This window comes from Chromobacterium sp. FG22 (genome assembly GCF_057809415.1).
The window spans coordinates 188,357-208,358 of sequence record NZ_JBMDJX010000007.1 but is presented as its reverse complement, the minus strand read 5'-3'; the positions used below and the strand labels follow the sequence as shown (position 1 = coordinate 208,358).

The following is a 20,002-nucleotide window of genomic DNA, read 5'->3' as shown; positions in this document are numbered from 1 at the left end:
AACCTGCGACCAACGGATTAAAAGTCCGCTGCTCTACCAGCTGAGCTAACGACCCAAGAGAGAGCGCAACTATAATGAAACAGTTCAGGGTCGTCAACGGGTTTTTGCATTTTTTTTCATGACAATGACAGCGGCACGGGCGGAAAAGCCCGCTTGAAACGGGAACCGAAGCGCCGCGATATCATCTAAGCCCGAACGATAATTCCAGACCGGCCTTGAAAGCCGCCAAGCCATACCCATGTGTACAACAAGGGATCAGGTTTACGCGTCCGCCGCCTGATCGCGAAACCCACTTACCGGATTCAGTTGCCCATGCGCACCTTCCTCATCCTGCTGTTGCTGTACCCCTTCGCTGAAATCGCCGCTCTGGTGGCGCTGGCGGACCACTTCGGCGGGCTCGCCGTCTTCGTTTTCGTCGTGCTGTCTTCGCTGCTGGGCTTGTGGATGTTGCGCAACCAGCAGATCGGCGCCTTGTTCACCCTGGGCAGCGTGATGCGCCAGGGCGACCGCGTATCGCTGTATTCCTTGCTCTGGCCGCTGCGTTATTTGCTGGCCGGCGTGCTGTTCCTGATACCAGGCGTCATCAGCGACCTGGCCGCCGTACTATTGCTGCTGCCTTTCAAAGGCCCCAGCATTGCCGTCAACGCTCGCGCGGCGACCGGACCCGGACCCGCCGCCGACCCCGACATCATCGATGGAGAATATACCCGGGTGGACAAAACCACGCCGCCCGACCGGCGCCTTCACTGAAAGTCCAGCCGCCGCAGCGCGTCTTCCTCGGTGATCTCGCACTGAAGCAAGACCACCTTGTGCCGGCTCTTGTCGCCGGACAGCAGTTGAACGTCGCGCTTGGCCACGGCGAAGCGCTGCGCCAGCCAGGCCAACAGCGCGGCATTGGCCTTGCCGTCCACCGGCGGCGCCGCCAAACGTATTTTCAGGCAGTCGCCGTGTTCGCCCGCCGCCTCGGTTTTCCTGGCGCCGGGCTGCACATGCAGCGTCAGACGGACAGCGCCGTTGCGGCAGTCCAGCCAAGGTTTCATGATTTTTTCCCGCAAAACGGGAGAGTGTAGTCCAAAAGCCGCCGCGCCGGCGTCAGCCGACGGGAGGCTTCCGCTCTCCCTTCACTTATGAGGATATCGCGATGGATATTGGAATCAACGAACAAGACCGCCAGGAAATCGCTCATGGCTTGTCCCGCCTGCTGGCCGACACCTACACCCTGTATCTGAAAACCCACAACTTCCACTGGAACGTCACCGGGCCGATGTTCAACACCCTGCACCTGATGTTCGAAACCCAGTACAACGAACTGGCGCTGGCGGTGGACGCCGTGGCTGAACGCATCCGCGCGCTGGGCCACCACGCGCCGGGCAGCTATGCCGACTACGCCAAGCTGACCGCGATCCAGGAAGCCGCCGGCGCCCCGCCCAAGGCCGAGGAGATGATCCGCCAGCTGGTGGACGGCCATGAAACCGTATGTCGCACCGCGCGCAGCATTTTCGCCGTGGTGGAACGCGCCGCCGACGAGCCCAGCGCCGACCTGCTGACCCAGCGTCTGCAAGTTCACGAGAAAACCGCCTGGATGCTGCGCAGCCTGCTGGAAAAATAATACCCCGTACGCTTGATGCATCGCCACGCCGCGCTCAGCGCGGCGTTTTTACTGGCCGCCGTGCTACACTTTCAGCTGCGCCCGGTTCCGCCTTCGGCGAACTCCGCTTACCCGGTGAAAGCCAACACAACAGCCATCCATGTCCACTAGTCCGCTCTCGCCCTCGACTTCCAGCGCCACCATGCTGCCGCTGGGCTTGACGCTGCTCGCTTCGCTGCTGGTCCATGCGCTGTTGTTCAGCCTGGAGATTCGTCCACGCTCCAGCCCGCCCGCGCCCGTCTCCGCCCAGATCATCAATGTGCAGTTGAACCAGACGCCCAGCCGCCAGACGCCCAAAACCCGCCGGCTGGCGGAGCAGAACAATCTGGGGGCCGGCAATAGCGCTCAGACCGACAAGCTGGCCAGCCATCGCGCGAAGCCGGTCGCCGCGCCGGCGGAGCCCGGCACGCCCGAACCCGCCGACGCGTCGCCGCGGCAACAAACCATGGCCCGGCCGCCTGACGCCGGCAAAAAACCGGCGCTGCCGGCCGCGCAGTCCGGCACGGTCGGACATGTCAGCGCCGGCAGCCTGCTGGCCCAGGTCGGCGACTTGAGCCGGCAGTTGGGCGACAGCGGCCTGACCGACAAAGAGCAGGAAAGCGGCGGCAAACAGGGCAAGCTGGCCGAAAGCGCCCGCGGCTACCCCTGGGCCCGCTACCAGGAAGACTGGCGGCTGAAAGTGGAGCGCATCGGCAACCTCAACTACCCGGAAGCCGCCCGCCGCCAGAACATTCACGGCGCCGTGACGCTGGAAGTGCTGATTGCAGCCGACGGCGGCCTGCGCGACGTGCGCGTGCTGCGCAGCTCCGGCTTCGACGTGCTGGACGAAGCCGCGCGCCGCATCGTAGAACTGGCCGCGCCCTACGCGCCGTTCCCGGCCTCGCTCGCGGAGCAATCCAGCTCGCAACGCATCCGCCAGAAATTCGTTTTCACTCGCGACAATCAACTGTCCAGTCGCTGACACATCATCAAGGAATCTCCATGTACGAAGTCAATCGCAGCATCGCCCTAATCCGCCCACTCGCCCCCTTCCACGCCTGGCTGCAATCCTTGCCCGGCGGCTTGGACGAGGAAATCTCGCTGCAGCACCTGGGCCAGGACTGCAACGCGCTACTGATCCCGGCGGCGGAAGATTACGCCGACGCCCAAGCCTTTGTTTTCGAGCGTTACCAACAATTATTCGCAGCCGAGCTGTCCGACTGGTGCGACGACGACAGCCTGTGGCCGGAAGAGCTGTCGCTGGAACTGTTTCAGCAATGGTTCTCGCTGGAAATCCATTCCATCGTCACCGACCTGGTGGACGAGGCGCTGGAGCGCGAGGCCTTCGTGCCGCTGGAACTGGGCGAATAACATGGGCGCCGCGGCGTCGCCGTCCATGGCGGCGCAGCGCGCCATCACGAGCAAAGGGGAAAACACCATCATGCAGCACAATACCAAGATCAAAGTGCGCGGCTATCATCTGGACCTGTACGGCCATGTCAACAACGCCCGCTATCTGGAGTTTCTGGAGGAGGCGCGCTGGAACTACTTCGAGAGCCGCGGCGACCTGCCTTGGTTCCTGCAGTCCGGCCTGGCGCTGGTGGTCGTCAACATCAATATCGATTACCGCTACCCGGCCACCATGGGCGACGAGCTGCAAATCGACACCGGCGTCAAATCGATAGGCACCCGCAGCGCGGTGATGCATCAACGCGTCACCCTGGTCGGCAGCGGCAAGCTGGTGGCCGAGGCCGACGTCACTTTCGCAGTGTTTGACGCCAAACAAGGCAAGGCGGTGGCGCTGGACGGCAAGCTGAAGGAACTACTGGAACAAATGCTGGCCGAACAGGCTTGATCGCCATGGCATGAACCGTCCGGGCCGCGCCCGGACCTTACCGCAGGATAAGGAAATGAAGAAAGGTCTGCTCGCGCTGCTGGGCATCGCGCTGGTCGCCGTCGTCGCCTATATGACGCTGTTCGCCGGCTCGCCGGCACCCCAGGTCAACTACACCTCGCTCAGCGGCCAGACCGCCAGCACCGAATCGCTGAAGGGCAAGGTGGTGCTGGTCAATTTCTGGGCCACCAGCTGCCCGGGCTGCGTTGAGGAAATGCCGGAAATCAAGAAAATGCATCAGGAGTTCGCCGGCAAGGGCTATGAAACCATCGCGGTGGCGCTGAGCTACGATCCGCCCAATTACGTGAAGAGCTTCGTGGACAAATACCAGCTGCCCTTCTTCGTCGCGCTGGACGGCAATGGCGAGATCGCCAAGGCCTTCGGCGACATCCAATTGGCGCCGACCACCTTCCTGATCGACAAACAGGGCAAGATCATCAAGCGCTACGTCGGCGTAATGGACTTCAAGGAAGTACGCAAGCTGGTGCAGCAGCATCTGTGATGCCCGCTCGCCCCGGCAAAACCAACGCCCCGGTCAAACGGGGCGTTTTTCATCCTGCGGCGCACACCGCACAAGCGGGATCCCGCGGCACCTTGATCTGGCGGAACTCTCCGCTCAGCCCGTCGTACAGAGTCAGCCGGCCCAAACGCGGCGCAATGCCGGCCAAGAGCTTGACCGCCTCCACTGCCTGCAAGCTGCCTATCACCCCCACCAGCGGCGACAGCACGCCGAAAGTCGCGCACGGCCCGTCCCCGGCCTCGCCCTCGTCCGGAAACAGACAGTGATAGCAGGGCGACGCGGCATCGCGCGGATCGAACACCACCAGCTGGCCGGCGAAACGCACCGCGGCGCCGGACACCAGCGGTGTGCCGGCGGTGACGCAGGCGCGGTTCACCGCGTGGCGGGTGGCGAAATTGTCGCTGCAGTCCAGCACCAGATCGTGGCCGGCGGCCAACTGCGCCAGCTCCTCTGGGCCCAAACGCCGCGCCAGCGGCGTTACCGTCACTTCGGGGTTGATCGCTCGCATGCGCTCGGCGGCGGACTCCGCCTTCAAACGCCCCAGACTGGCGCTGTCATGAATGATCTGACGCTGCAGATTGGATAGCTCCACCACATCGTCGTCGGCGATGCTGATATACCCTACTCCGGCGCTGGCCAGATAAAGCGCCACCGGCGAGCCCAGCCCGCCGGCGCCGACGATCAGCGCGCGCGCCCGGCTCAAGCGCTGCTGGCCGGCGATGTCGATTTCCGGCAGCAGAATGTGCCGGCTATAGCGCAATAGCGCCTCGTCGTTGAGTTCAATCATGATTGCTAGCCTAATCCGAACGCCGCCACCGCGCCATCGCCCAAAGCATAAGGCCAGCCGTATCCGGGCTGGCCTTATGCTCAAAGTCTGCTGCGCTTCAGCTATACGGCGTTGAAAACACCTTCAGAATGCTCATGTACCGTATGTACATTCCGCTTCTTCAGCCATTTTCGCCTTGTCTCGCTCTTGCTCGCGAGACTTTGAACGGTTCTAACGGAAACGCGGACTTATTCTTCCACCGTCTTGCGGGCGAACTTGATGCCCAGTTGCTTGAGCTTGCGGTACAGATGGGTGCGCTCCAGGCCCACCTTCTGCGCTACCCGGCTCATATTGCCGTTCTCCAGCGAGATATGGTACTCGAAGTAGCGCCGCTCCAACTGCTCGCGCAGTTCGCGCAGCGGCATATTGAAGTCGAAACCGGACTCCTCCACCGGCTTCTCATGGCGGAACTGCGCCAGCACTTTGTTGACCTCGCCCGCGTCCACCTCGTCCGACTCCGACGTCAGCGCCAGGCTCTTGATGATGCTGCGCAGCTGCTCCAGATTACCCGGCCAATCGTACTGCCTCAAGGCGTTGAGCGCCGCCGTGGTCAGCTTGCGGGCCGGCACCTGCTTGGACTCCACCAGCTCGGTCAGGATCTGCTCGGCGATGAAGATGATGTCTTCGGAATGCTCGCGCAGCGGCGGAATCGGCACAATCACGCTGGACAAGGCCGTCAGCAGGCGGTTGTCGCACTCGGGATCCACCAGCAGTTCCTGCAACGGGCGGCTGCAGGAACACAGCAGCCGCACATTGAAGCGGTCCAGCTTGGACAGCAGGAACAGCAGCCCTTGTTGCACGCGGCGGCCGTACTGGCCGATCTCCGGCAGGAACAAGACGCCGTTATTGGCTTTTTGCAGCAGCTCCAGCGGGGCGTCCGCCAATTGCTCCTGCTTGGCCGGCGTCACCCACGGGGTGTTGCCCTGATGGAAGAAGCGCGCCACCAGTTCGAAGCCGGAGCCCGGTTCGCCGGTCAGCAGCACCGGCGACTTGACCTTGGCCACGCGTTCCAGCTGCCGCTTCAGCTCCTGGATCGGCTCGCTGCGGCCGAGCTTGTCCAGATTGAGCGAGGTGTTGGCCTGCATATCGCCGTATTTCAGCGCCCGCTGCACCGTGGTCAGCAGCTTTTGCAGCGCGATCGGCTTCTCCAGGAAGTCGAAAGCGCCGATGCGAGTCGCCTCTACCGCGGTGTCTATGCTGGCGTGACCGGACATCATCACCACCGGCATGTTCAGCTGACCGGACTTGGCCCATTCCTTGAGCAAAGTCACGCCGTCGCAATCCGGCATCCAAATGTCCAGCAACACCAACGCCGGACGCGTCTGGTTGCGCAACTGTCTGGCTACCTCGGCGTTTTCCGCCAGCGCGACGGTGTACCCCTCATCCTGCAGTATCTCGGAGAGCAATTCACGGATACCGATCTCGTCGTCAACAATCAAAATATCGCTGCTACGCATTAGGCCTCCAGCAATGGCAGGGAGAGAAGGATGCGCGCGCCATTCGGTTCGAGATTACCCACTTTGATCTGCCCGTGATGGTCTTCAAGAATCTTCTTGACCACCGCCAGGCCAAGACCGGTACCTTTGGTCTTGCTGGTCACATAGGGTTCGAACACGCGTTGCAGGATCTCCGGAGCAAAGCCCGGACCGTTATCCTCCACGCAAACGAGCGCATAGCCTTCTTCTTTTCGGCTGCTAATTTGAATCATCGGGATGTCAACGTCAAGGACCGCATCTTGCGCGTTCTGAATCAGGTTATGTAAAACCTGCCGCAACAATGCCGCATCCGCCATGATCATCAACGGCCTTTCATCAAGCGCCATCTTAACAGCAGAGTTGGATTCGTAAAGAGCCATCACCTCCCGCACCACTTGATTCAGGTCCAATTCGGTCAACTTGGTGCGCGGTGCGCGCGCGTAATCGCGGAAGGCGTCCACCATGGCCTTGAGCGCGCCCACCTGCTTGATGATAGTGTCGGTGGAGCGTCGCAGCATGTCGGCGTCGGCGCCGGCCAGCTTGTCCTGCAGCTTCATCGCCAGCCGTTCCGCCGATAGCTGGATAGGCGTCAACGGGTTGCGGATCTCATGCGCCAGCCGCTTGGCCACCTCGCCCCAGGCCGCGTCGCGCTGAGCGCGCGCCAGTTCGGTGATATCGTCGAACACCACCACATAGCCCACCGCAGACGCCTCCGGCAGATGAGCGCCGCGCACCAGCAAGGTGCGCTCGCCCTGCACCGTCAAATAGTTAAGCTGGGTTTTCCAGTCGCTGTCGCTGTTCTTGGACGCGTACTCCAGCACGCACTCCACCAGCGGCGCCACCGCTGGAATCGAAGTGGCCCAGTGCGGGAAATCCTGATCCGACACCTCGGCGAAGTCCACGCCCAGAATGCGTGAGGCGCTGGTATTGGCGGCGCGCAGCTGCCAATCGGCGCCGAAGGCGATCACCCCGGCGCTCAGGTTAGCCAGAATGCTTTCCAGGTAAAGCTTGCTGCTTTCCAGTTCGCTGCGGCTGAGGTCCGCGGCGTGGCGCGCGTCCTCAAGCTGCTGCGTCATCCGGTTGAACAAGGTGGTCAGCATGCCCAGTTCGTCGCGCCGGTATACCGGGTGGCGTTTGGAAAAGTCGCCCTGCGCCACGGCCCGGGTGCCGGCGGCCAGCTCGGACAAGGGCGCCGACAGGCGCTCTGACAGGAATAAGGCGAAGGCCAGCGCCGCGGTCAACGCCAGCAGCGCGGACAGCGCCAGCGTCAGCATGTAGAAGGTGGTCAGACCCTCGCGGCCCAAGAGCAGCTGGCGATACTCCGCGCGCGCGGTCTCAATCTGCTCCGCGTCCTGGGCGATGCGGCCGGGAGCGGATTGCAGGGTCTGCAACACGCGTTGCTGGCTGTCCAGATTGCGGTAAATCAGCAGCGACTTCAGCACCAGACCGCTGCCGCCGTCGTTCTCGAAGCTGTCCAGCGTCTGGCGCGGTTTGAGCTTGCCTATGCTCTCGCGCGACAGCGGAGGAGGCACTCGCTCGCTGAGTCCGCCGGCGAAGGCCAGCAGCTGACCGCTGCGGCTATAGACAGCAAGCTCGCGCAATCCCAGTTGCTCGCGCAAGCGCTCCAGCCTCGCCGGCAGCAGGCCTTCCGGCAAGGACTCGATATCGTCCTGCACCGAACGCGTGCGGCGCCCCAGGTCTTCCTGCACGTACTGCAGCGAGTTGCGCGCCAAGCCCAGGCTGCGGTCCAGCGCCGACTCGACGCGGACGTCGAACCAGCTTTCGATGCTGCGGGTCAGGAACTGTGCGGAAACGGTGAACACCAGGATGCCCGGCACCAGGGCCACCACCGCGAACATCATCACCAGCTTCTGGGTCAGCTTGGCGCCGAACACCCGTTGCCGCACCCGCTGACGCAGGCGCAGCAGCTGCCGCGCCACCACGCCCAGCAGCGTGGCGAGCAGGAGGCCGTTCAGGCCGAACACCCACCAGTAGTATTCGTTGAGTTTGGATGCGTTGCCGGTGGCCAAGGCCAGCAGATAAAGCAGGATGGCGCCCAGCGTCGCCAGCGCAATCACCGCGTAACGCATCAGCCGCCGTCCTTCACGTCCAGCTTGACCCAGTCGGACGACAGCGACCAGTCCGACGAGCCCAGCGCGTTCAATTGAAAGGGCTTGGGCAGTTCGCCGATGTCCAGCAACAGCCGCACCTGGCCGGCCACGCGCCCCGAGGCGCGCGGGTCCAGGGTGCCGGAATTGAGCACGCGCCAGCCCTGGATAGCGCCCACTGCGCCCAGCGCTTCGCGCAGGGTGGGGTAGTAGTTGGAGAGATTGCCGATGGTGACGCGGTAGCGATTGGTCAAGGACTGATAGGACAGCTTGAAGCCCAACTGGGCGTGCGGATCGAACCACTCGCTGAAATTCAGATAGTAAGCGGTCAAACGCGGCTTGGTCAGCTGGAACTCCAGCCGGAACGGCAGCACCACGCCCTGTTCCAGCGCGTCGCTGAGACTGGGCGTCAAGCGCGTCTGAAACCGGGTGCTGACGGACAACTGGCCGTCCGCCGTCACCTCGGCCTCAGCCCGACGCGAGCTGATGGTTTCGGCCTGCGCCGCCATGGCGAGACCGGCCAGCAAGCACAGCAGCAGGCTAACGTTTTTCAAGCAACGCGTAATAAAAGCCGTCATGACGCTCACAAGGAAGCAACTGCTCCTGTCTCAGGCACGCGGCATCCGCATGGCGATTCAGAAAGGAGTCTAGCTGTTGCTGATTCTCTTCGGGGAAAATGGAGCACGTAGCGTAAAGCATTTTGCCGCCCGAGGCGAGCAAAGGCCACAGCGCGTCGGCCATGGCGGCCTGTTGCACGCCCAGCGCGGCGAAATCCCCGGGGCGGCGCAGCCACTTGATGTCCGGATGGCGACGCACCACGCCGCTGGCGGAACAGGGCACGTCGGCGAGGATGCGGTCGAAGGGCCGGCCGTCCCACCAGCCGTCCGGCTGGCCGGCGTCGGCCGCATGCAGCCGCGCGGTCGCGCCGATGCGTTCCAGATTGTCGGCCACGCGCTGCAGCCGCTGTTCGTCGATGTCCAGCGCGGTCACTTCGACATCGGCGCTCTCCAGGATATGGCCGGTCTTGCCGCCCGGCGCCGCGCAAGCGTCCAGCACCCTTTGGCCGGCGCGCAGGTCCAGCCAGTGCGCGGCCTGCTGCGCGCCCCAATCCTGCACCGAGACTTCGCCGTCGGCGAAGCCCGGCAAGTCTCGCACATTGACCGGCCGCGCCAGCGTGATCGAGCCGCCGTCCAAAGCCTCGCCGTCCAGCCCGGCGGCTCGCAGCCGCTCCAGATAGGCCGCGGCGTCGCCATGGCGGCGATTGACGCGCAAAGTCATCGGCGGATGGCCGTTGTCGGCGTCCAACACGGCTTGCCAGGCGTCCGGATAGGCGCGCTGCAAGCCCTTGATCCACCATAGCGGGTGGTTGAAGCTGGCCTCGATGTCCTTTTCCGCCGCGCGTTCCAAGGCGGCGCGCTGGCGCAGGAAGTTGCGCAGCACCCCGTTGACCAGGCCCTTGAAATTGCCCTTGGCCAGCCGGCTGGCCAGGGTCACCGCCTCGTTCACCACCGCGTACTCGGCGGCGCGGGTGTGCGAGAGCTGATAGAAGGCCACGATCAGCACCCGCTCCAGCACCGGCTCGGGCAAGGGCTTGGCCACCAGTTGGCGCAAGTAGAAACGCAGCCGCGCCAAGTGGCGCAGGCTGCCGTAGGCCAGATCCTGCAAAGCGCCGCGCTCGGACGGCGTCAACTCCGGCGCCTTGCGTTGAGCCTCGGCCAAGGCCTCGGTCAGATTGGTTCCGGATTCGACGCGCAACAGAATATTGGCGGCCAATTGCTGAATATGATGCATGGGTGCTTTCTATCAAACCATAACAAACAGGCCAATGCCCTCCGGCATTGGCCTTGCGCGATCAAGGCGGCGCGCGGCCGCCCGACGCTCTTCAATTAATATACGCCGCGCGCCATCGCTTGCAGCCGTTCGATGCGGTCCGCGGTCTGCGGATGGGTGCGGAACAGATCGCCCATCCCGCCGCCGCCGGACAAGGGATTGATGATCATCATCTGCGCGGTTTCCGGGTGCGCCTCGGCGGTGGGCATCACAATGCCCTGCGCATAGTACTCGATCTTCTGCAAGGCGGAGGCCAAGGCCAGCGGGTCGCCGGAAATCTCGGCGCCGCCGCGGTCGGCCTCGAATTCACGCGCGCGGGAAATCGCCATCTGTATCAGGCTGGCCGCCAGCGGCGCTAGCAGGGCGATGGCCAGACGCGGCAGCCAGCCCACCGGCTGGCCGTTTTCGTCGCGGCCGCCAAAGAACATGGCGAAGTTGGCCAGCGCGGATATCGCGCCGGCCATGGTGGCGGAAATAGTGGAGATCAAGGTGTCGCGGTGCTGGACGTGGGCCAGTTCGTGCGCCATCACCCCGCGCAGCTCGCGATAGTCCAGCATGCGCATGATGCCGCTGGTGGCGGCCACCGCCGCGTGCTCGGGACTGCGGCCGGTGGCGAAGGCGTTCGGCTGCTCTTCGTGAATCACGTAGACGCGCGGCATAGGCAGGCCGGCGCGCTGCGCCAGTTCCGCCACCATGCCGTAGAATTCCGGCGCGCTCTGGGCGTCCACCTCCTGCGCGTTGTACATGCGCAGCACCATCTGGTCGGAATTCCACCAAGCGTACACATTCATCGCCCCGCCGAACAGCAAGGCCAGAATCATGCCGCTTTTGCCGCCTATCATGCCGCCGATCACGGCGAACAGCGCCAAAATCGCCGCCATCAGCAAGGTGGTCTTGAACCAGTTGTCCGTCATTGCCGCCCCCTTTCCTCTCGCCTCAGTCTATCCGCTCACACGCCCAGCCGCGTGCCCGCCAGCTGGCTTCTGCCGGCGACGAAGTCCCGCGCGGCCAGCCGCTTGCCGCCGGCCGCCTGCAGCACGCTCAAGCGCACCAGGCCGGAGCCGCAGCCCACCAGCACGCCGTCCGCGTCCGCGGCGACGATCACGCCCGGCTCGGCCTGGCCAGCCTCCGCGCCGGCCATCCACAGTTTCAGCGCTTCGCCGGCCAGCAGCGTATGCGCGCCCGGCGCCGGGTTGTAGGCGCGGATGGCCCGGGCCACTTCTTCCGCCGGCAGGCTCCAGTCCACCAAGGCCTCGGCCTTGCTCAGCTTCTGCGCGTAAGTGACGCCCGCTTCCGGCTGCTTGAGCGGGGCGATCCCGTCCAATCCGGCCAGCGTGGAGACGATGGCGCGCGCGCCTTCCACGGCCAGCTTGTCGTGCAGCGTGGCGGCGGTTTCGTCGTCGGCGATGGTCACCGGATGGATGGACAACATGTCGCCGGTGTCCAGGCCCACGTCCATCTGCATGATGGTGATGCCGGTTTCGGCGTCGCCGGCCAGGATGGCGCGCTGTATCGGCGCCGCGCCGCGCCAGCGCGGCAGCAGCGAGGCGTGGATGTTCAGACAGCCGCGCGCCGGGATATCCAGCACCGCCTGCGGCAGGATCAGCCCGTAGGCGGCCACCACCATCAAGTCGGCGCCGATGTCGCGCAGCATCTGCTGCGCTTCGTCGTTGCGCAAGGACGCCGGCTGCTCCACACGCAGGCCGTGCTCCAGCGCGACCGCCTTGACCGGGCTGGGCTTCAATTTCATGCCGCGGCCGGCCGGACGGTCCGGCTGGGTCAGCACCAGGGCGATTTCATGGCCGGCGGCGATCAACTCGCGCAGCGCGGCGGCGGCAAACTCCGGCGTACCGGCAAAGATCAATTTCATTCAAACCATTCCGGACGGGGCGCCCACGGCGCCACGGTCACATATTCTGTTTTTCACGCTTTTTCAGCTTGGTCTTGATGCGGGTCTGCTTCATCTGCGACAGATATTCTACGAATACCTTGCCGTCCAGATGGTCGATCTCGTGCTGGATGCAGATCGCCAGCAGGCCGTCGGCCTCCAGTTCGAACGGCTTGCCGTTGCGATCCAGCGCGCTCACCTTGACGCGCTCGGCGCGAGTCACTTTGTCGTAAATGCCGGGCACGGACAGACAGCCTTCTTCATATTCCGTCTCGCCATCCTTGCTCAGGATTTCCGGGTTGATGAACACGCGGCGTTCGTTCCGTTCCTCGGAAATGTCCATCACCACCAGGCGGTGGTGGAAATCGACCTGAGTCGCGGCCAGGCCGATGCCTTTGGCCTCGTACATGGTCTCGAACATATTATCGATCTGGATCTGCAAGGCCTCGTCGAAGACCTCCACCGGCTTGGCCACGGTGTGCAGCCGTTCATCCGGGTAATGCAAAATATTCAACAATGCCATCGGATTTAATGACTCCCCGTCGTTTCATTCACTCATCAAGTTGTCGTATCGCGATCGGCACGCCGATAATAGACATGTTCGAAACGCGATTCCTTGTATGCGGGCCACCCCCGCAGGTGTCCGTCCACCTTCATATTGGGGCATTTCCCATGCGTAAAAGCATTATATCCTTCGCCTTGGCCCTCGGGCTCGCCGCGCCCGCCTTCGCCGCCGATCTCCAGTTGAAGGCTGACGCGCCCAGCCGCTACACCGTGAAGCGCGGCGACACGCTGTGGAGCATTTCCGGACGCTATCTGAGCAGCCCCTGGAAATGGCCGCGTCTGTGGCGGATGAACCAGGGCGAAATCAAGAATCCGCACTGGATCTACCCGGGCGACGTGCTGGCGCTGGACTATGTGGACGGCCAGCCGCGGCTGTCGCTGGCGCGAGGCGCGCAGCGCGAAGTCAAACTCTCGCCGCAGGCCCGCGTCGAGACGCTGGATCAGGCGGTGGCCAGCATTCCCGCTTCGGCGATCGAGCCCTTCCTCAAACGGCCGCTGGTGGTGGACATGGCGCAGTTCCTGCAATCGCCCAAGCTGATCGCCGGACCGGAAGAACACCTCACCGTCGCCACCGGGGACCGCGTCTACGCCACCGGCGTCAACGAGGCCGGCACCTGGCAGGCTTACCGGCTGGGCAAGCCGCTGCTGGACCCGGACACCAAGAAGGTGCTGGGCGTAGAAGCGACCTACAGCGGCGACCTGACCGCAGACAAGCCCCAAGGCGACGTTCAGACGCTGAAAGTCAGAAACGTCAGCGAGGAAATCCTGGTGGGCGACCATCTGATGCGCGCGCCGCAGCAAAACTTCAACAACTACGCCCCGCATCCGGCCGACGCTCATCTGAGCGGCAAGGTGGTCTCGGTCTACAACGGCGTGGATGGCGCGGCCCAATACTCCACTATTGTACTCAATCTGGGCCAGTCGCAGGGCGTCGAAAACGGTCATGTGTTCGGCCTGTTCAAAAAAGGCCGCCCGCTGGAAATCAAGGACGAACAGGGCAAGCGCACGGTGACGCTGCCGGCGGAGCGCGCCGGCAACGCCTTCGTCTACCGCGTGTTCGACAAGGTGTCCTACGCGCTGGTGCTGGACAGCCGCGGCCCGATCTACGTGGGCGACGGCGTGGCCAGCCCCGAGCAAGAATGAAGGCTCCGCCGCATGACTGGCTGTTGCTGGCGCTGACCCCCGGCATCGGTCCAGCCGGCTTTTTACGGCTGATCGACGCCTTCGGCGGCGCCGACGCCGCCTTGAACGCCAACAGCCGCCAGACCGAACCCTTGATCGGCAAAGAAGCGGCCGAGGCCCTGCAGCGGCGCGAGGCCGCCGCCTCCGCCGAGGCGGCGCTGGAATGGGCGCAAACGCCGGGCTGCCAATTGCTGTCGCTGCTGGACGACGACTACCCGCCGCAGCTGGCCGAATCCAACTCGCCGCCGCCGCTGCTGTTCGCCCGCGGCCGGCGCGAGCTGCTGACCCAGCCCATGCTCGCCATCGTGGGCAGCCGCGCCGCCACGCCGCAGGGCAGGCAGAACGCGGAAAGCTTTTCCCGCGAACTGGCCGAGCACGGCTATTGCATCGTCAGCGGCCTGGCCAGCGGCATCGACGCCGCCGCCCACCACGGCGCGCTCGGACAGCCGCCCGCCACCGTCGCCGTGGTCGGCACCGGCATAGACCGCGTCTACCCGGCCAGCAACCGCCAGCTGGCGCACCGCATCGCCGAGGAAGGCCTGATCCTGTCCGAGTTCGCGCTGGGCATGGGACCGCTGGCCGGCCATTTCCCGCGCCGCAACCGCATCATCGCCGGCCTCAGCCGCGGCTGTCTGGTGGCGGAGGCCAATATCGGCTCCGGCTCGCTGATCACCGCGCGGCTGGCGATGGAGAACAACCGCGAAGTGATGGCCATCCCCGGTTCCATCCACAATCCGCAGTCTCGCGGCTGTCACCGGCTGATCAAGGACGGCGCCAAACTGGTGGAAACCGTGGACGACGTGCTGGACGAAGTGGGCAGGCTGCAACGCAAACGCCCCAGCGTCAAGCCGGCGGCCCCCGTGGCGGAATCGCCGCTGCTTGAAGCCATGGGATTCGACCCCATCAGTATGGATGCGCTTTCGACCACGCTCGGGTTGACTGTGGGGGAGCTTTACGCGATGCTGCTCGAACTTGAGCTGGCCGGCCTGGTGGCCAGCCATCCCGGCGGGCTTTTTCAGCGCCTGAAACCGGGCTGAACCGCGCTAACCCGCACTTTAAGAAGATAGATTGATGTTTGACGTACTCGCCTTCCTGTTTGAACAATTCCGCGATCCGGACGCTTTCGGCGACCGCGGCGCGCTGATGCGCCAATTGGAGGCCGCCGGTTTCGAGGACGAGGAGATCAACGACGCGCTGGATTGGCTGGACGGCATCAGCGGCCTGGACGGCAGCGGCTACGTCGGCGCCAACGAAGCCAGCGGCATGCGCGTTTACGCCGAAGACGAGCTGGAGCACCTGCCCGCCGACGTGCGCGGCCTGCTGCAGTTCCTGGAGGATCACGGCGCCTTGACGCCCGCGCAGCGCGAAATGGTCATCGACCGCCTGATGGAACTGCACGGCGACGACATCAACGTCGGCAGCGCCAAGCTGGTGGCCTTGATGGTGTTGTGGGCGCAACAGGCGGAACTGCCCATTCTGCTGGGCGAGGCGCTGTTGGATGCCGTGCATGGCGAACCCACCATGCAATGACTTGTCAGCCTCATGGAGCGGGCTTAACATGCCGCCCTTGGCCGCCGGTTCCGGCGGCCGATCCAAGAGCGCTCTTGCGCTCTTGTTTTATTTGACGAATATATTTTCTGTCGACGCGAAATTTTCAGGGTGAAGCCTTCATCCTCCTTGTCGACGGGAACGCAGCAGCCCACGCACGGGCCTGGCGCCCTTCTGCCGCGCGGCAGAAACGCCCGGTCCGGACGGATCGGCCGGCATGCCGGCGATTGCACATAGAAAAGATAATATGCCCACCAGTCTCTTGATCGTCGAATCGCCTTCCAAGGCGAAAACGCTGAAGAAATACCTAGGCCCTGACTTTGAAGTCCTGGCCTCCTACGGCCATGTGCGCGATCTGGTGCCCAAGAACGGCGCAGTGGACCCTGAAAAAGGGTTCGCGATGAAATACCAGCTGATCGCGCGCAACAGCAAACACGTCGACGCCATCGTCAAAGCGGTGGGCGACGCCGAACACATCTATCTGGCGACTGACCCGGACCGCGAAGGCGAGGCCATTTCCTGGCATCTGGTGCAGATCCTCAACGGCAAGAAGCTGCTGAAGAACAAGACCGCCCAGCGCGTGGTCTTCCACGAGATCACCAAGAACGCGGTGCTGGAAGCGATCCAGAACCCGCGCGAAATCGCGCAGAACCTGGTGGACGCCCAGCAGACCCGCCGCGCGCTGGACTACCTGGTGGGCTTCAACCTGTCGCCGCTGCTGTGGAAGAAGATCCGCCGCGGCCTGTCCGCCGGCCGGGTTCAAAGCCCCGCGCTGCGGCTGATCTGCGAGCGCGAGAACGAAATCCGCGCCTTCGTCGAGCAGGAATACTGGTCTGTGCATCTGGACAGCCACAAGGGCCGCACCAAGTTCGGCGCCAAGCTGACCTCGATGGCCGGCAAGAAGCTGGAACAGTTCGACATCCCCAACGAGGCCGAGCAGGCCAGCATACTGACGCGGCTGGAAGGCCACCCGGCGGTGGTCAGCAGCATCGAGAAGAAAAAGAAATCTCGCAGCCCCGCCGCCCCGTTCACCACCTCCACGCTGCAGCAGGAAGCCGTGCGCAAGCTGGGCATGACCACCGACCGCACCATGCGCACCGCGCAACAGCTGTACGAGGGCATAGACATCGGCCAGGGCACCGTCGGTCTGATCACCTATATGCGTACCGACTCGGTGGCGCTGGCGGGCGAGGCGGTGGAGGAGATCCGCGGCTATATCGGCCTGAAATTCGACGGCGACTACCTGCCCAAGAACCCGGTGGCCTACAAGAACAAGTCCAAGAACGCCCAGGAAGCGCACGAGGCGATCCGCCCCACGTCCATCCTGCGCACCCCGGACATGGTCAAGCCCTTCCTGACCTCGGATCAGTTCAAGCTCTACGACATGGTCTGGAAGCGGACGCTGGCTTGCCAGATGGCGCCGGCCAAGTTCGACACCACCAGCATAGACATCGCCGTCGGCGAAGGCGTTTTCCGCGCCACCGGCCAGGTGCAGACCTTCGCCGGCTTCCTCGCCGTGTATGAAGAAGATGTGGACGACGCCGAGGACGAGGACAACGCCAAGCTGCCGCTGCTGGACGAGGGCGAGACCCTGCCGGTGGACAAGCTCTACGGCACCCAGCACTTCACCCAGCCGCCGCCACGTTATTCGGAAGCCTCGCTGGTGAAGGCCCTGGAAGAATTCGGCATCGGCCGGCCGTCCACTTACGCCAGCATCATCTCCACGCTGAAAGACCGCGAATACGTGGTACTGGACAAGAAGCGCTTCCTGCCCACCGACACCGGCGACATCGTCAACAAATTCCTGACCGAGCACTTCGCGCAATACGTGGACTACAACTTCACCGCCAAGCTGGAAAACCAGCTGGATGAAGTGGCCAACGGCCAGCGCGAATGGGTGCCGGTGATGGACAGCTTCTGGAAGAACTTCTCCAAGCAGATCGCGGAGAAGGAGAGCATCTCCCGCGCCGAGGTCACCACCGAGAGCCTGGACGAAGCCTGTCCAAAATGCAGCAAGCCCTTGTCCATCAAGTTCGGCAAGCGCGGCCGCTTCATCGCCTGCACCGGTTATCCGGACTGCGATTACACCCGCAATATGGGCGAAACCGCCGAACAGGCTGCGGAAGAGGCGGAAGCGCCGACGGTGATCGAAGGCCGCAGCTGCCCGGAGTGCGGCGGCGAGCTGCACATCAAGAAGGGCCGCTACGGCAAGTTCATCGGCTGCGCCAACTACCCGAAGTGCAAGCACATCGAGCCGCTGGAAAAGCCGCGCGAAACCGGCGTGGAATGCCCGGAATGCAAGGCCGGCCAGCTGATCGAGCGCAAGAGCCGCTACGGCAAGCTGTTCTACAGCTGCAACACCTATCCCAAGTGCAAGTACGCCACCTGGAACCCGCCGGTGGCCGAACCGTGCCCGAAGTGCAATTGGCCGATCCTGACCATCAAGACCACCAAGCGCCGCGGCACCGAGAAAGTCTGCCCGCAGAAAGAGTGTGGTTACAGCGAGGTGATCGCGCCGCCGGAAGGCAAGGAAGCCGAGCCGGCTTAAGGGCTCCGCTTACGACAACAGCCCTGCGCGGGACACCGCGGCAGGGCTGTTTTCATTGAGGCCTCGCTTACGCTTGCGCCAAGCGCCGGATCACGCGGCCGGCGGCTCTGTGGGCCGGCGCGCCGTCTCGGCTTCGCGAATTTCCCTGCCCAAAAAATAATTGAGCGCGGTGCGCAGCACCGCGATGGCGCCCAACTTGCCGATCTGGTCCCAACTGGGCGCCACCGCTGTGGACAGGATGTCGGCCGCCAATTGCAACTCCAGCGCCAGCGCCAGGAAGCGGGCGAAGCTGAGCCGCACCTGGTTGTAATCGTCATGGTTGGCGCTGAGGCAGCGGCGAACATAGCGGGCGCCCAGGGCCAGGATGCCGACGCCTATCACCAGCGCGCCCAGCGCTTCCACGCCCAACTTGAGCCAGAGCACGATGTTCAACACCCACTCCTCGACTCCGGATTCCACTGGCGACATCATCGGACGGCTCCCTCTGGGTTCAGGCAGCCGTCACCTTACCCGCTTCAGGCAAACAACACCAGACACCACACCGCGGTCAGATTGATCAGGCCCAGCAATTGAGCGGCGCTGCCCATGTCCTTGGCGCGCTTGGCCAGCGGATGCCGCTCCAGCGAGGTGTGATCCACCGCCGCCTCGATCGCGGAGTTCAGCAGTTCGATGATCAGCGTCGCCAGCGAGCTGGCCACCAGCAAGGCGCGCTCCAGCGGCTGGGCATGAATGACGAAGGCCAGCGGGATCAGCACCGCCGCCAGCAGCACCAGCTGGCGGAAGGCGTCCTCATGCCGGAACGCCGCCTTGAGGCCGTCCAGCGAGTAGCCGAAGGCGTTGATCAGGCGGGTGATCCCGGTTTTGCCTTTGAACGGGCTTTCTTTCATTGCTAGATCCATGCGGTTGGGTCGTCGGAAACGGCATCGGATGGCGGCCGGCGCTCCAGCATGCCAGCTCAAGATGACGACAATAAAAATCAAAACGGCCGACGTTGCCGCCGGCCGTGTTTATAAAGTCGTCGCAAACCGTGTCAGTGCGGCTGGCAACGCCGCTCCAAGGCGTCGATGTACAGGCCGGCGACCTTGATCTCGGTCTGGTCCATGATTTCGCGGAAGCAGGTGGGGCTGGTGACGTTGACCTCGGTCAGATAGTTGCCGATCACGTCCAGCCCGGCCAGCAGGATGCCGCGCTTTTTCAGCTCCGGTCCCACCGTCCTGGCGATTTCGCGATCGCGCTCGGTCAGCGGCCGCGCCTCGCCGCGACCGCCGGCGGCCAGATTGCCCCGGGTCTCCCCCGCCGCCGGAATGCGCGCCAGGCACCACTCCACCGGCTCGCCGTCTATCACCAGGATGCGTTTGTCGCCGTCGCGGATCTCCGGAATGTAGCGCTGCGCCATCACCGTGCGCTTACCGCGCAGCGTGATGGTTTCAATGATCACAGACAGGTTGGCGTCGTCCGGGCGCAGCCGGAAAATGCTGTCGCCGCCCATGCTGTCCAGCGGCTTCAGGATCACGTCCTGATGCTGGTTGATGAAGGCGCGCAGGCGGTGCGCCTCGCCGGTGATCAGCGTGGGCGCGGTCAGCTCCGGGAACTGCAAAATGGCCAGCTTCTCGTTGAAATCGCGCAGCGCCTGGCCGCTGGTGAACACCTTGGCCCCCTGCCCCTCCGCCAGCGTGAACAGCTGAGAGGCGTACAGGTATTCCATGTCGAAGGGCGGATCCTTGCGCATCACGGTGGCGCTGAAGGACTGCAAGGGCTGGCGATGCACTTCGCCCAGCTTGAACCAGGCCGGATGCTCGCCCTCGTACTGGCCGGTCAGGCTCAGGTCGCGCGCGTCCACCAGCACGCGGCCGCCCTCCACCGACAATTGATGGGCCTGGGCGAAGCTCAGGGCATGGCCGCGCGCGGCGGCCTCCTGCATCATCGCGAAGGTGGTGTCCTTGTAAAGCTTGAAGTGATCCAGCGGATCGGCAATGAACAGGATGCGCATGA

The 20,002-nt window shown here is 64.0% G+C and carries 22 protein-coding genes; 10 read left to right on the top strand and 12 right to left on the bottom strand.

The window, feature by feature from the left end:
• Window positions 1–312: 312 nt before the first annotated feature.
• Complete coding sequence (locus ACODSD_RS09760) at window positions 313–750, top strand: FxsA family protein (RefSeq protein WP_474455458.1); 438 nt, start codon at window positions 313–315, stop codon at window positions 748–750.
• Here ACODSD_RS09760 and ACODSD_RS09755 read toward each other — a convergent pair.
• The gene (locus ACODSD_RS09755; protein ID WP_107797880.1) at window positions 744–1,040 is read right to left on the bottom strand and encodes a DUF167 domain-containing protein; all 297 of its coding nucleotides are present in this window, start codon (window positions 1,038–1,040) and stop codon (window positions 744–746) included. The two genes, ACODSD_RS09760 and ACODSD_RS09755, sit on opposite strands and share 7 nt — an antisense overlap.
• Window positions 1,041–1,141: 101 nt before the next feature.
• Here ACODSD_RS09755 and ACODSD_RS09750 point away from each other — a divergent pair, with 101 nt between their 5' ends.
• The 5 genes from ACODSD_RS09750 to ACODSD_RS09730 all read left to right on the top strand — a co-directional run bounded on the left by ACODSD_RS09750 (window position 1,142) and on the right by ACODSD_RS09730 (window position 4,023).
• On the top strand, window positions 1,142–1,609 hold the full coding sequence (locus ACODSD_RS09750; RefSeq protein ID WP_107797879.1) for a Dps family protein: 468 nt from the start codon (window positions 1,142–1,144) through the stop codon (window positions 1,607–1,609).
• 139 nt (window positions 1,610–1,748) lie between these two features.
• Complete coding sequence (locus ACODSD_RS09745; RefSeq protein WP_486636411.1) at window positions 1,749–2,609, top strand: energy transducer TonB; 861 nt, start codon at window positions 1,749–1,751, stop codon at window positions 2,607–2,609.
• Between the two features lie 20 nt (window positions 2,610–2,629).
• Window positions 2,630–2,998: a VacJ gene (locus ACODSD_RS09740; protein ID WP_107797877.1), complete on the top strand. Its 369-nt coding sequence runs from the start codon at window positions 2,630–2,632 to the stop codon at window positions 2,996–2,998.
• 70 nt (window positions 2,999–3,068) lie between these two features.
• A complete protein-coding gene (locus ACODSD_RS09735; RefSeq protein ID WP_107801583.1) occupies window positions 3,069–3,482 on the top strand; it encodes an acyl-CoA thioesterase in 414 nt (137 codons plus the stop codon).
• Between the two features lie 55 nt (window positions 3,483–3,537).
• Window positions 3,538–4,023 (top strand): TlpA disulfide reductase family protein, encoded by a 486-nt coding sequence (locus ACODSD_RS09730; protein WP_107797876.1) that lies wholly within the window; start codon window positions 3,538–3,540, stop codon window positions 4,021–4,023.
• A 49-nt stretch (window positions 4,024–4,072) separates the two neighbouring features.
• Here ACODSD_RS09730 and ACODSD_RS09725 read toward each other — a convergent pair whose 3' ends face one another.
• The 8 genes from ACODSD_RS09725 to def form a co-directional block, all read right to left on the bottom strand.
• Window positions 4,073–4,828 carry a HesA/MoeB/ThiF family protein gene (locus tag ACODSD_RS09725; RefSeq protein ID WP_488877272.1) on the bottom strand — a complete coding sequence of 252 codons (756 nt, stop codon included), beginning with the start codon at window positions 4,826–4,828 and terminating at the stop codon, window positions 4,073–4,075.
• 227 nt (window positions 4,829–5,055) lie between these two features.
• Window positions 5,056–6,324, bottom strand: coding sequence for a sigma-54-dependent transcriptional regulator (locus ACODSD_RS09720; RefSeq protein WP_019100015.1), 1,269 nt, complete (start codon window positions 6,322–6,324; stop codon window positions 5,056–5,058).
• Window positions 6,324–8,432 (bottom strand): sensor histidine kinase, encoded by a 2,109-nt coding sequence (locus ACODSD_RS09715; RefSeq protein WP_488877271.1) that lies wholly within the window; start codon window positions 8,430–8,432, stop codon window positions 6,324–6,326. The genes ACODSD_RS09720 and ACODSD_RS09715 overlap by 1 nt, the downstream gene beginning before the upstream one ends.
• Window positions 8,432–9,004: a DUF4390 domain-containing protein gene (locus tag ACODSD_RS09710; protein ID WP_233246632.1), complete on the bottom strand. Its 573-nt coding sequence runs from the start codon at window positions 9,002–9,004 to the stop codon at window positions 8,432–8,434. Before ACODSD_RS09710 ends, ACODSD_RS09715 begins: the two co-directional genes overlap by 1 nt.
• The gene (gene rsmB / locus ACODSD_RS09705) at window positions 8,991–10,241 is read right to left on the bottom strand and encodes a 16S rRNA (cytosine(967)-C(5))-methyltransferase RsmB (RefSeq protein WP_227106520.1); all 1,251 of its coding nucleotides are present in this window, start codon (window positions 10,239–10,241) and stop codon (window positions 8,991–8,993) included. The genes ACODSD_RS09710 and rsmB overlap by 14 nt, the downstream gene beginning before the upstream one ends.
• Before the next feature lie 95 nt (window positions 10,242–10,336).
• Entirely contained in the window at window positions 10,337–11,194 is an 858-nt protein-coding gene (gene htpX, locus ACODSD_RS09700; protein WP_227106518.1) for a zinc metalloprotease HtpX, read from the bottom strand.
• A 35-nt stretch (window positions 11,195–11,229) separates the two neighbouring features.
• Window positions 11,230–12,150 carry a methionyl-tRNA formyltransferase gene (gene fmt / locus ACODSD_RS09695; protein ID WP_488877270.1) on the bottom strand — a complete coding sequence of 307 codons (921 nt, stop codon included), beginning with the start codon at window positions 12,148–12,150 and terminating at the stop codon, window positions 11,230–11,232.
• A gap of 37 nt (window positions 12,151–12,187) precedes the next feature.
• Complete coding sequence (gene def / locus ACODSD_RS09690) at window positions 12,188–12,691, bottom strand: peptide deformylase (RefSeq protein WP_488877269.1); 504 nt, start codon at window positions 12,689–12,691, stop codon at window positions 12,188–12,190.
• A gap of 149 nt (window positions 12,692–12,840) precedes the next feature.
• Here def and ACODSD_RS09685 point away from each other — a divergent pair, with 149 nt between their 5' ends.
• The 4 genes from ACODSD_RS09685 (at window position 12,841) to topA (ending at window position 18,010) form a co-directional block, all read left to right on the top strand.
• Window positions 12,841–13,875 carry a LysM peptidoglycan-binding domain-containing protein gene (locus ACODSD_RS09685; protein ID WP_235084894.1) on the top strand — a complete coding sequence of 345 codons (1,035 nt, stop codon included), beginning with the start codon at window positions 12,841–12,843 and terminating at the stop codon, window positions 13,873–13,875.
• Window positions 13,872–14,951: a DNA-processing protein DprA gene (gene dprA, locus ACODSD_RS09680; RefSeq protein WP_488877268.1), complete on the top strand. Its 1,080-nt coding sequence runs from the start codon at window positions 13,872–13,874 to the stop codon at window positions 14,949–14,951. The genes ACODSD_RS09685 and dprA overlap by 4 nt, the downstream gene beginning before the upstream one ends.
• A 34-nt stretch (window positions 14,952–14,985) precedes the next feature.
• Window positions 14,986–15,444: a Smg family protein gene (locus ACODSD_RS09675; RefSeq protein ID WP_488877267.1), complete on the top strand. Its 459-nt coding sequence runs from the start codon at window positions 14,986–14,988 to the stop codon at window positions 15,442–15,444.
• Between the two features lie 265 nt (window positions 15,445–15,709).
• A complete protein-coding gene (gene topA, locus ACODSD_RS09670; RefSeq protein ID WP_488877266.1) occupies window positions 15,710–18,010 on the top strand; it encodes a type I DNA topoisomerase in 2,301 nt (766 codons plus the stop codon).
• A 90-nt stretch (window positions 18,011–18,100) separates the two neighbouring features.
• On the opposite strand, the gene ACODSD_RS09665 is transcribed toward topA, so the two are convergent.
• The 3 genes from ACODSD_RS09665 to gshB all read right to left on the bottom strand — a co-directional run bounded on the left by ACODSD_RS09665 (window position 18,101) and on the right by gshB (window position 20,000).
• Complete coding sequence (locus tag ACODSD_RS09665) at window positions 18,101–18,481, bottom strand: DUF1622 domain-containing protein (RefSeq protein WP_488877265.1); 381 nt, start codon at window positions 18,479–18,481, stop codon at window positions 18,101–18,103.
• A 44-nt stretch (window positions 18,482–18,525) separates the two neighbouring features.
• Complete coding sequence (locus ACODSD_RS09660) at window positions 18,526–18,897, bottom strand: diacylglycerol kinase (RefSeq protein ID WP_043635597.1); 372 nt, start codon at window positions 18,895–18,897, stop codon at window positions 18,526–18,528.
• Window positions 18,898–19,040: 143 nt separating this feature from the next.
• The gene (gene gshB, locus ACODSD_RS09655; protein ID WP_488877264.1) at window positions 19,041–20,000 is read right to left on the bottom strand and encodes a glutathione synthase; all 960 of its coding nucleotides are present in this window, start codon (window positions 19,998–20,000) and stop codon (window positions 19,041–19,043) included.
• Window positions 20,001–20,002 lie beyond the last annotated feature (2 nt).